Here is a 12102-nt window from a genome sequence, read left to right as displayed (position 1 = left end):
GAGCGTCGGCAAGCCGGCGCCGGCCAAGAAAGCAGCCGCCAAACCAGCGGCAAGCAAGAAACCCGTCGCAAAGAAAACCGCGAGCGCCAAGCCCGCGGCGAAGAAGACCCGCTGACCGTCACGCCCGCCCCATCGTCATGGACGACATCGCGATGCGCGCCGCCCCGGCGCGCGCCGCGCGATGCGCCGCTTACCAAGCTGATCGCAAAGGATTCCGCATGACCTCGCCCTCCACCCTGTCCGCCGCCACGCGCTCGTTCATCGTCCTGGTCGCGCTGTTGCAGGGCTTGCTGCTGTATCTGCTGCGGATCGGCCCGTTCGCCAACAGCGGCCTGGAAGTGTGCGGCTACGTCATCGTGTTGTCGGTGCCGACGATGATGATACTGTCGGTGCAGCGCCTGAATGACGCGCGCTTCTGGCAACACGCGGTCGGCATCGGCGCGATTTATCTGCTGCTGGCGTGGTGGGCCGGCTGGAGCGCGACCGGCGCGCCCGACATCAGCGCCAGCGCGGTGCTGTGGCCGTTCGGCGCGAGCCTGGCGATCGCCTTGTTCATCGCCCTGCCCTATCTGCAATGCCGCCTGGACAGCGGCCGCTGGCGCGCGTCCTACGATCAACTGTTCGAGCACGGCTGGCAGAACGCGCTGACCTTGCTGTTGACCGCGGTGTTCGTCGGCATCTGCTGGGCGGTGCTCGGCCTGTGCGCGGTGCTGTTCAAGCTGATCGGCATCCAGTTCTTCGCCGATCTGTTCACCATGCGCAGCTTCATCCATCTCGCCAGCGGGATCATGATCGGCCTGGGCGTGCTGGTCGGCCGCACCCAGCAGCGGCCGGTGCAGGTCGCGCGGCAGATTCTGTTCGCGATCTTCAAAGGGCTGCTGCCGCTGGTCGCGGTGATCGCGATCTTGTTCGTGATCAGCCTGCCGTTCACCGGCCTGGACGCGCTGTGGCGGACCCGCTCGGCGACCTTGATCCTGATGTGCCTGATCGCGGTGATGGTGCTGTTCGTCAACGCGGTGTACCAGGACGGCAACGGCGAGCCGCCGTATCCGCGCTGGCTGCGGCGAGTGGTCGAAGCGGCGCTGCTGATCCTGCCGATTTACGCGATGCTGGGGTTGTACGCGCTGGCCTTGCGCATCGGCCAGTACGGCTGGACCGCCGAACGCCTGTGGGCGGTGATCGCCTCGGTCGTGCTGACCGCGTACGCGTTCGGTTACGCCTGGGCCGCATTGCGACCGCGCCTGGGCTGGCTGCACGGGCTGATGCGGGTCAACGTGATCGTCTCGCTGGTGGCCATGGCGTTCGCGGTCGCGGCAAACTCGCTGGTGCTCGACCCGCACCGCCTCACCGTCAACGATCAACTCGCGCGTCTGCGCGAAGGCCGCACCCCGGCGGAAGAATTCGACCTCAGCCACCTGCGTTTCCAGAACGGCCGGCGCGGCTACGAAGCCTTGCAGGGCCTGCGCAGCGATCCGCGATTCGCCGGCGACAAGCAAAGCGCCAAGCTCGAACGCGTGCTCAAAATGAAAAATCCGTGGGAATACAGCATGGACGATCGCGTCCAGGCCCAGGCCGACACCGTCGCTGCGGCGCTGCGACATATCCAGATCGCGCCGGGCGCCGATCAACCCGATACGGTGTGGCTGCAGGCCCTGATCGCCCAACGGCTGCCCACGCCGGACTGTCTGAATGCCGATTCGCAATGCGTGCTGATGACGCCGGACCTCGACCACAACGGCCGCAACGACTACCTGTTGTGCAACACCGTGCAATACGGTGCGACCTGCTTCGTCTATAGCCTGGAAGACGGCCTGTGGGACAAGATCGGCCGCAGCTATCTCGGCGATCGCGCCGAAACCGTCGCCCCGGCGATGCGCGCGGGGCAAGTCAAGGCGGTGCCGCGCCGCTGGTCGGACTTCCAGTTCGGCGACGACGGCAAGCTGGTGCAGTTCGAAATGGATTCTGAGGAAGAACGCGCGAAGACGCGGCTGGCGATGAAGTCGGACAAGACCTCCGCGGCGGTCGCGGCGGACAAGAAGCCAACGCCGGACTCGCACTGAACTGAGCCCCGGCATCGGCCTTACAGCAGGATCCGCGCCTCGTGGGCCTGCTCATCGGCCGGTGCCTCGCCGGTCTGCCAGAACGTCTCGACCCACGGCCGCACCAGATCGAGCTGGGTCGATGCGCCGCGCACGCCCGGAAAGCGCTGCAGATTGGCCGACTGCATCGCCAGCATGCGCGCGTCCTGATCGTTGACGCGCTTGAGGAACGGCCACACCAGACGACGTACCAGCCACGCCGGCGCCCAACGGTTTTCCACGTGCAAGCTCGCGAACACCGAGGTGATGTCGCGGGTCTGCGGGGTGAAATGCAGGCTGATGCGAACGATCCCGCCGTTGACGTAGCGGTACTCGATCTGCGCGCTGCCCGGTGCGTCGAAGATGGCCTGCTCGCTTTCGCGCGGCGATTCGAACAGGCGGTACAACAGACCCGACTGCCGCGGCTGATCGCGATAGATCACCTTGAACCCGGCATCGTCGGGTTCGAATCGCGCCGTCATCGGCTGCCGTTCGCCGCCGCTGCGCACCAGGCCGGGGTGAATCCAATGTGTGTGCATCGGATCGAGAAAATTCTCGATCGCATCGACGACATGCGCCTGCCATTGCGTCTGCCACAGGAACCGCCGCGAACCTGCGGAGTTCTCGTTCAACATGCGCGGCAACGCGCCTTCGTCGCGCCCGTCCAGGCGCAGCCAGATCAGGCCATCCTGTTCGCGCACCGCGATGTTGCGTACACGTACCTGCGGCAAAGGACAGTCCGCCGGCATACCGGGAATTTCGCACAAGCGGCCGTCAGCATCGAAGCGCCAGCCGTGGTACGGACACGCAATGCCCGACTCAGTGAGCGTCCCCACCGACAGCGGCGCATGCCGATGCGGGCAGCGGTCTTCCAACGCGAACAACCGCCCATCGCGCGCGCGGCCGAGCACGATCGGTCGATCGAGCACGGTGACCGCCGCCGGTTTATGGCCGAGGCGGTCCGTGCACAGCGCGGGAAACCAGCGTGCGTAGTGCGAGGCATGCCAGGTTGTCATGCCTGGATTATCCCGCGATTTGCCGTCACCGCGCATATCGTCCGCCCAGTTTGCGTGGGCTTGGGGCGATAAACCGCCCTCACAACTCGAACCTGCGCATGATCGGCACGCCGGCTCGCCGTGTCAGCGCCGAGATGATCGTCAGAACCCGTCGCGTCGGGCGAGGCAGATGGCGCATATACACCGCGCTGTACTCGATGCTCGGCACCCCACCGCGCAGACGCTTGAACCCCGCCGCGCCCGCGCTGAAATTGATGCCGAAGCCGCCAGCGATCGCGTGTTCGAACGTGCAGGCCGTCAGCAGGCGATACAAGCCCATGCGCTGCGGCAAGGCGGTGTCGTAACCGACGATCGGCGTGGTCAGGGTGTGGCCCTGGCGAAACTGGCCGGCGATGCACAGCAGACGGCCGGCCTCGTCGCGATAGCCGTCGAATTCCAGCAGACCGGCCCGATGCCATTGACGCATGAACTGCGCGTTGTAGTGCGGGTTGCAGCGCGAGTACTTGTCCATGTACAGCCGTTCGTACAACTCGGCGATGCGCGGATAGTCGGCATCGACGATATCGCCGTCGCGCGCGCGGCCGGGTTGTTTCGCGGCCAGTTTCAGATCGACCTTGAGATTGTGTCGCTCGCGCGCCAAGCGCGCGACGTCGTGGAACAGATACACCTGCCGGCTCGGGATCAGCGCGAAGCCCAGCCGTTCGCACTCGGTTAGCCAATCGTGATGTTCGAGATCGTTGAGCGAACGCAGCCAGATCGCATGCCCGGGCCAACGCGCCAGCGCCTGCTGCAACAGGTTCGCCAGCGGCACGGATGGCAAGGGCGGATACAGATTGGTCGACAAAAGCCAGTTGTTGATCGCCACGGCGCGATCGATCCGCGCCGATCGCAGCCAGGCCTTGCTGCCGCGACCCAGCAGGTTCAACGCCGGCGACAGCCAACGCGGCGCGTAGCGGATCGCCTCTTCGAGCGCGTAATCGCCGTAGGTCGTGTGCGGCGAACAGACCCAGGCATTGCCGGCCTGCGCATCGTTCACCGTGACCGGGAACATCACCTCACCCGCGATTAACGTCTCGACCTGGGTGTGCAAGTTGGCGGCGAACGCAGCCGATGACGTCTCCGCGTGGATCCGCGCGAACGCTTGCGCGCGTGCGTTGAACGACCCGATCTCGCTGGACGCCGAGGACTTCATAGCTCCGGCAATGGCTCGCCGTCCCACTCGATATCGCGCGTCGCCGCCTCGCGCAGATTGCAGCCCTGGCGCAAAGCGGTTGCCGCGTACGAACCCATGTCGACCAGGCCGCCGAGCGGCGGGCGTCGATCGCCGGCCACCGCCAGCACATCGTCGGCGCGCCGGTAATCGCGCCACCACGTCCTCACGTTGCCCTGCGCGATCGCCTGCAGCAAACCCGCGCTGACCATCACCCCGGCCAGCATCTTCGGCTGAGGCCGACTGGGCTCGATGCACTCCATGGTTTCGCCCATCAGCGCCGCTGGTAGCGCGTCGTCGTCAGCGAACAGATGGACCCCGCTGGTCGCGCGTGGATTGCACTCCAGCACGGTGGTCAGACCGTCATCGCCGACGATCCAGTCGAAGGAGATCTGTCCGGTGAAACCGATCTTGGCCACAAAGCGCTCGACGAATTCGCGAATCGCCGCATTAGGGCTGGGTTCGAAATAGAAACTCGAACTGCGCCGCAATCGGTAGCTCGGCCGGTACACCGAATGCGCGAGCAAGCGGCCACGATCGGCGACGCTGTACGAGCACAGCTCGGTGCCCTGGTAATAGCGCTGCGCCACCCAGTCCTGCGCCAGCCCCAACGGCGCTGCATCGGCCGGCATGCCCCGCGGATACAACCGCACATGCACGCCGAACCGCGAGTACTCGGGCTTGAGCACCAGCGACCCACCGGCGGCCCATGCGCGCGCTTCGTCGATGTGGGTCACGATCGCGCTGTCGGGCACATTGGCGCCGCAGTCGCGCGCCAGTTCGAGGAAGTGTCGCTTGCTGTGCAGCGCGCGCAAGGTTTCGAAGTCGTCGACCAGCACCCGCACGCCATCGGGCAAGGCCGAGCGATAGCGCGAAAGGAAGAACACTTCCTCGCAGGTCGGCACGATCAGATCGATGCCTTCAGCGGCGACGATGCGCGCCAACGCCGCGACGAACTCGCCGGCTTGCGAACGCGGCGGCGGCAAGCGATGCGCGCGCGCCACCGAGCGCGACCACGCGCTCAAGCGGCAGGACACGCTGTCGGCGACATGGGCGCTCCATCCCGCGCGATCGAAGCGACGCGCAAGCTCCAACGCCGCAGGGGCTCGGGGGCCCAATATGAGTACCTTGGCCATGCGTCGTTCGATCCGGCGATGCGCCGACGTCGTTGTCCTCTCGCGTTGCGGTGTCTTCGTGGTAACACGGTTATTAGGCATCACCGCCCGGGCAAAGGGAACGTGGCGGGCACGGCGGCGGATTGCCGATCGGGGCGAGCGGTCGCGGTTGCCGCGTGTCTCGGGCGTCGGGGCGCTTCGCGCGGATCGGCGATCACGTCAGACGCAGGGCTTTCGGCTTGATCCTTATGAGGCGTCCGGTTCGCGCGCGATGCCGTCGGAATAGCGCCCGATAGCGACCGAGCGAACTATTACGCATTCGACCACCCGGGTTCGGACGACAGTTGCAGGACCGCGACCGACCTCGCGTCGCCGCCAGCCAAAACCCGCATCGCCCCGATCGCGCCGCGGCTAGGGCAGCCCCCAGGTTTCTGCAACCCGCGGGACTTGCTACGGTGAGCTGACTGAAACCGTTTTCATCAGGGCTGATTCTCACGGGACCCATCCCAAGGAGCACTCTCATGGCAGACGCAAGTTCCGGAGTCTCGGGCTCCTCGCACGATTCCGCCGCCTCCGCTCAACAAAGCCAGGCCGCCAACGAAGCCGCCGAAGCGCAACGCGCGGCCGAAGCCGCTGCGGCCGCCTCGGCGGTAAACGCCACGCCGACGCCCGCGCTGACCACGGTCGAAGCCGCGCCGGTCGACCTGAGCGTGCCGATGAGCGCGCTGTCGCAACTCAACGCGATGCAGATCAACACACCCGCGCTCGACTTCTCCTCGCTGACGACGCTGGGCGGCGTTCCGACCAACGCCACCTACGCCGATGTCGCCCTTTCCGCGATCGCGAACCCGGCACCGCCGACGGTGGAAGAATTCAACGCCTTCTCGCCGACCTTCAGCATCGACGGCTTCAACGCCGCCGACATCGCCAACACCGATATCAGCAACGTCGGCATCAACGTCGGCCTGAACTACACCGGCTCGCTCGACGCGACCATGAACGCCCGCTTCGGCCTGGACCCGGCCAACGTCACCGTGAGCGGGAGTATCGGCTACAGCAACGACCTGCGCAGCTTCAACCTCAGCGCCACCGCCGGCCCGTTCGGCCCCGAGGCGACCCCGAACTACGGCGCGACCGTCAAGGGCAGCCTCGACCTGGGCAACCTCAACGCCTTCGATTTCAGTGGCACCGCGAACTTCAACGCCCAGGGCTTCCAGAACGGCAACGTGAGCCTGGGCCTGACCCGCGACTTCTCCGAAAACCTCAGCGGCTATGCGCGAGGGACCGTGGGCTTCGGCCGCGATGGGGTCAGCAATGTCACCGGCGAGACCGGCCTGAATTTCAACCAGGGCGCCACCTCGGTGGGGCTGACGGGGCGTGTAAGCGTGGATACGAATACCGGGGATGTCACCGGGTATGTTGGGGCGCGGGCCGGGATCAAGTTTTGATTGATCGTCGCGGCGATTGACATGGCGCTGTCGCGAAACTCAGCCTGATCCCGACCTTCTTGTCTTCACCACCTTTGTGGTCTGAGATCGACGGTCCGCTTCGGCGAGCGAACAGGAGCGAGAGAGAATATTTCCGAAAGTCCACTTCGCCCCTATTCCGTTATCCAAGATCTCGTGCAGAGCGTCTTGGAGAACGTCGCCGGGAGCGAACTAAACAAATTTTCTAGCCGCCACCACTCCGGCCATTCAAAGCCTTCGGAATTATAACTCCAACTATCAGCGACAAGAAAAATATTGCCCGCCCCTCCGCCGATGCGAACAACCGCTCGCCCCCTACTAAGAGCAAAACCCCAACCACAGGAATCAGTGAAGTCGCCAGACAAAAAAAAGTCTTAAATAAATTCATTCTCTTAGTCCAAAAACTAGTCTTTCACGCAATTATCGCATCGATCAACACACTGGCGGTAAATATAGCGACAAGCATCCGGAAGCTTACTGGAATCAATAGACGCGGTAAAAAAACCACACGCCGTGCTTGCTCTATAACCAGCCACCCCACCACTTCGCCCGCCACTTATTAGGACACACGCAGCAGCGGCGGCATATGGATAAAGAGCCACTTGGGTATCGCACCTCGCCTTATCATTCACGCAGGCGTACTTACACGACCCACCGCCGCCATTGCAAAATACAGCCGCTCGATAACCCATATTCTCGATTTTACCTGTAACAATATTGTATTCGCGTATGGCGTTTTCGCCATTGACGCATTGTGACTCCAAACCTCGCGGGTCAATGAACTGCAAGGGACGTCCAAATACATAAGAGTACGTACTGAATCCGCCAGCGAGGCCAACAGGATCACTTTCAACATAACGCCCAGAAGCAGGATCATAATTGCGATAGTAATTATAGCTGAGCCCAGATATCGAGTTAATAAATTGACCGGGAAAACGCATGTCTAAAACGAACGCCTTGCCATCCTGATCGGCATCTTGACTGGGTTGACTCCCTCCAAATACCTCGCCCTTCAAATCCCAATGCCAAACCGCTACGTTCGAAGCGGGGTTGATGACACTACGCGGCGTGCTTAAGTGGTCAGACTCCACGTAATAAAGCATCTGTTGCGACTGAGCTCCATCCAGCAAGCCAACAGGCAGCAAGTCCATCCAGATCGCCTGCTGAATCACGTTCCCGCTTCCATCGTAGTCGCCCAGCCAATGGCCGGTTTCGTCATAGACCGTGTAACGATTATCGGCCGCGGTATACTTGCGAACCTGCTCACCCTTACCGTTATAGACATAGGTCTGAACAAGGGTGGCCCCTTGTTTGAGTTCGCTACTACGACCGGCATCGTTGTAGACAAAGCTGTTGCCGCCGATCTGGATGGAATTGCCACTGGCGTCGTAACTACGCGGACTATCCGGACCAGCCTGAATCAGACGATGGCTGTCGACCGGATACGTATACGTCTTGGTGCCGCTAGCCGTAGTGACGCTCTGTCGGTTGCCGGTGGCGTCGTAGGTATACGCCTCGATCGCCGTGTTGGTCGGCCCATCGCGCAATGCAGTCAATCGATTCAGCGCGTCGTAGCCGAAGGTCAACAGCGCATTGGTCGCGCCCGCCGGCGTTAGCTTGTCGATATTGCCGACCGCGTCGAAGCCGAAGCCGACCGAGAGGCCGCCGGCAGACGGGTCGATGACGGCCATGGTGCGGTAATCCAGGTCGACCGGTCGCGCGAAGGTTCGGCCGTTGCCGTAGGTCCAGCCCGCAGTCGGGCCGAACGGGTGATACGTGGCCTGGCTCAATAGCACTTCGGTCGTCTGGCCGGCAACCGCGCGCTTGGTGTCGATCTGGCTGATGCGGCCTTGCGCGTCGCGCTGATACGTTACGACCGCGCCGTCGGGATAGGTCAGGCTGCTCAGCTGCCCCGCCAGTGTGTACGCATAGCGCACCACGAACACTTTGCCGTTGGTGGTCTGCACCTTGCGAACCATGCGGCCGAAGCGGTCGTAGCAGTACTGGGTGCTGCCGCTCGCATCGGTGATCAGCGACAGGCGGCCCTTGGCGAAGGTCTCGCCCACCGCGCAAACGGTGGGCACGGCATCGTACTCGTAACCGACATTGAGGCTGGTGGTCGGGTAAGCGACGGCGGTCGGGCGGTTGAGCGCGTCGTAGCTGTAGGTACGCGTGATGTTGCGCGCGTCGGTTTCGGTCTTGCGATTGCCGGCGCTGTCGTAGGTGTAGGTCGATACGCCGGTGTCGGGACTGGTCAGCTGCACCTGATCGCCGAAGCCGTTGTAGGAGTATGTGGTATCGAGATTCTTCGGGTCGGTGACCTTGGTTAGCCGGTCCAGCGCGTCGTACTTGAATTCGGTCTTGGCGTTGATGCCGCCGACGTCCTGCAGCGTCTTGGCCAGACGGTTGAGCGGGTCGTAATCGTTGTCGACCTTGCGGCCCAGGGCATCGGTGGTGACATCGCCGTTACCGCTGGCGTCGTAGGTGAAGCCGGTCGGATGATCGTAGGCCGTCTTCGCGGTTTTCAGCTGGCCGAGCTGGTTGTAAATCCGCGACAACGTGCGCTTCAGCGCGCCGGTGCTGTCGCTGGTGTCCTCCTTGGTACGTGCGCCGGCGGCATCGAGCGTGTAGTGGATGCGGTTGCCGGCGTTGTCGTAGATATCGGTCAGGCGATGCGCCGCGTCGTACTCGTAGCGAATGAAGGCACCGTCGGGCTGGATGACTTTCTTGACCTGCCCGATCAGGTCGTATTCGTAGCGGGTGATCACGTCATCGGTTTCGGAGCTTGCATTCGTGCCCCGCACCTTCGTGCTGGCCAGCCAACCGCGCGGCAGGTACTCCATATCGGTGACGACACCGTTGGCGTCCTTGCTCGACAGCAAACGGCCGCTGTAGTCATAACGCAGGAACTCGGTAACGTGTCCCAGCGAGTTGGTGATCTTCCACAGATCGCCCTTGCGGTAGGCGCAGGTCGCCGGCGACGTGGCGCACGCGGCGTCATCGTTCGCGTAGTAGGTATAGCTGGCGACATCGTTTACGTCGGAGCGAGGACCATCGACCGACTTGACCGCCCCCACGACCGGGCAGATGCCGGCCGTCACGTCGCTGGGATCGCAGTACGCCGTGGTTACGGTTCGCTCGATTGCGGTGGCCGGATCGACCTGCGTGGACGTCAGGGCCTGGCCGCGATCGTTGTAGGTCCACTTCGACTTGGCGACCAACGCATTAGCGTTGTCCAGAATGCGTCGTTCGCTCGGCAGCGAATAGGACGGAACCCAGTCCGTCTGTGTGGTGCGGGTAAACGCCGTTACATTGCCGTTTCCGGAAGCCAGTCCGGTCTTACGCGTAAGCTCGTGAAAATGATCGTAGGTATACTGGGTCCGCATGCCACGTGCGTCTTCGCTCCACTGCCGCCGGTTTCCGCTATAGAACGCGGTGTCCGTTCCGGCCACCGAGCCGTCGGTGACGGACATAGCGACCTTGGTCGGCTGACGAAAAATTTCCGTGGAGAAGGTGTAAGCCTTGGCCGATCCCGTCGGCAGCGTCACGGTGGTCCCGCCAGAAGCATCGTAGGTCAGCGTGACCTTGCCGGCGCCATCCGCGTGATCGCTGACCACGACTCGACCAAATTCATCGTAATCGTAAGTCGCGTAGCGCTGTCCGTTCTCGTCGATTACACCGGTCAGGTGATGGCTGAAATTGCCGACATTGCATCCCGGCACCGTGGTGCCGGCGGCGTTGCGGCACAGATGGCCAACCTCGGCGTAGAGATATTCCCTGCCCTCGCCTGCGCTGTCGCCCGCCTTGCTGGCATGCGTCAGTCTCCCCAAACCATCGTAAACATACTCAGCCAGAACCACGCCATCGGCAGTGATTCGCGCGAGACGGATGCCGTTGTCATCGAGTTGCGGCGCAATCGCGGCGGCATAGACGAAGCTGAGTGAGCGGCCTGACGGGCTCCTGACCCTGAGAAGATCGCCGGCAGCCAAACAGGTTCCGGACTGGACATCGCTATCGGTGCAGTAATCGAGAAAGAAAGCTCGACCGGCGCGATCGAAGCTGACCAGGCGCCCACTGTCGTTAAACCATTGCAAGCCCTGCGAAGCCGCGGAAAGACGCCAGCGGCCACGCTGTGCGGCGACCTCATCGGACTCTTTGATCAGGACAACGCCGGGTCGATTGGTCGATGCGTAGGACGAGGTGGTCGAATTGAACTTCAGCGCTTCGAGATAACCTTCGGGTGTGATCCATATCTGCGGCGCGCCGGCGGACATCATGAGCCGAGTGGAAAACGAATGCGCCCAGCTATCGGTCAGGCCGGACTGCAGAACCAAGTCGTTGATCGAGTTGTAGGCGCGCGAGAATGCCCCGCCTTCCCAGTCGAAATCGGATTCGCGATATTCCTTATTGCCGGTTGCGGCGACCGCGGGATTGCCATCTTTGCAGCATGAGTCGTGCTGAGCGGATTTCCAATAGATTTCGCCGCGCGAAGTGTTGGCGCAGGCGTAGGGCCATTTGTCGACGCTGGGGTTTGCCCATGTTCCCTTGAATAATTCCGGGCACTTGAACCAATCCGTGCGTCGAACACGCCAAGATCTAAGAGCATTGGCGGACAGCCTTGCAAAGTACTTGCGCGCGCTCGGATTGTTCGAGGGATAGTCGCGTCGCAGATAAACGTACTGCCCGCTGTTTCCCCAACCCGGTCCATTCTCTAGATAGTAAGAACCCTCGTAATAGTGATCCACGACAGGGACGGTATACGAGGCGTTGATGTCAGCCGCCAATTTATCTTCGTCGTCACAAGCGACCTGACCATTCGGTTGCAACACACCGTTCGAGCTACAACCGAGCCCCTTGCCCCACTCGTCGTCGGCTACGTAATAATCTCCATAGAACGTGGGAGCCACCGGTTTTACGGCGTAGGTTTCCGAGAAATTCCCACCGCCCGCTGTCGTCGACTTCAACTCCAACAGCGAGTTACCACTGGGTGTGGCCGGCTCGGTACGAATGAACTGTTCCGCTTCGGCCTTGGTCTTGAAGCAGGCCGACTCCTGGCTCACCGGCATGTAGCGATTGGCGCAGTACCGATCGGCCGCCTGGGACAGATTGGGCACAAGTGTTGCCGCCAAAGCCAGACAAGCCAGCAGCAGAGCGCGGGTAGAAACGCTGGAAACCATGTCATTCATCCGGTGAAGAGATCCGCGGGGAAGGGCGGAA

6 protein-coding genes are annotated in these 12102 nt (G+C 62.7%); 2 read left to right on the top strand and 4 right to left on the bottom strand.

Annotation, left to right across the window (positions count from 1 at the left end):
• Positions 1 to 218 precede the first annotated feature (218 nt).
• Entirely contained in the window at positions 219 to 2060 is a 1842-nt protein-coding gene (locus tag IEQ11_RS05735; RefSeq protein WP_191823043.1) for a DUF4153 domain-containing protein, read from the top strand.
• Between the two features lie 20 nt (positions 2061 to 2080).
• On the opposite strand, the gene IEQ11_RS05730 is transcribed toward IEQ11_RS05735, so the two are convergent.
• The 3 genes from IEQ11_RS05730 to IEQ11_RS05720 form a co-directional block, all read right to left on the bottom strand.
• Positions 2081 to 3094 carry an aromatic ring-hydroxylating oxygenase subunit alpha gene (locus IEQ11_RS05730; RefSeq protein WP_191823042.1) on the bottom strand — a complete coding sequence of 338 codons (1014 nt, stop codon included), beginning with the start codon at positions 3092 to 3094 and terminating at the stop codon, positions 2081 to 2083.
• 79 nt (positions 3095 to 3173) lie between these two features.
• Complete coding sequence (locus IEQ11_RS05725) at positions 3174 to 4286, bottom strand: GNAT family N-acetyltransferase (RefSeq protein ID WP_191823041.1); 1113 nt, start codon at positions 4284 to 4286, stop codon at positions 3174 to 3176.
• Positions 4283 to 5440, bottom strand: coding sequence for an ATP-grasp domain-containing protein (locus IEQ11_RS05720; RefSeq protein ID WP_191823040.1), 1158 nt, complete (start codon positions 5438 to 5440; stop codon positions 4283 to 4285). The genes IEQ11_RS05725 and IEQ11_RS05720 overlap by 4 nt, the downstream gene beginning before the upstream one ends.
• Positions 5441 to 5940: 500 nt before the next feature.
• Between IEQ11_RS05720 and IEQ11_RS05715 the strand changes: the two genes are divergently transcribed.
• Complete coding sequence (locus tag IEQ11_RS05715; RefSeq protein ID WP_191823039.1) at positions 5941 to 6867, top strand: hypothetical protein; 927 nt, start codon at positions 5941 to 5943, stop codon at positions 6865 to 6867.
• Positions 6868 to 7289: 422 nt separating this feature from the next.
• Here IEQ11_RS05715 and IEQ11_RS05710 read toward each other — a convergent pair whose 3' ends face one another.
• A complete protein-coding gene (locus tag IEQ11_RS05710; protein WP_228464928.1) occupies positions 7290 to 12062 on the bottom strand; it encodes an RHS repeat-associated core domain-containing protein in 4773 nt (1590 codons plus the stop codon).
• Positions 12063 to 12102 lie beyond the last annotated feature (40 nt).

Origin of the sequence: Lysobacter capsici (assembly GCF_014779555.2) — a bacterium.
GTDB lineage: Bacteria > Pseudomonadota > Gammaproteobacteria > Xanthomonadales > Xanthomonadaceae > Lysobacter > Lysobacter capsici.
This window is presented reverse-complemented; position numbering and strand designations above follow the sequence as displayed.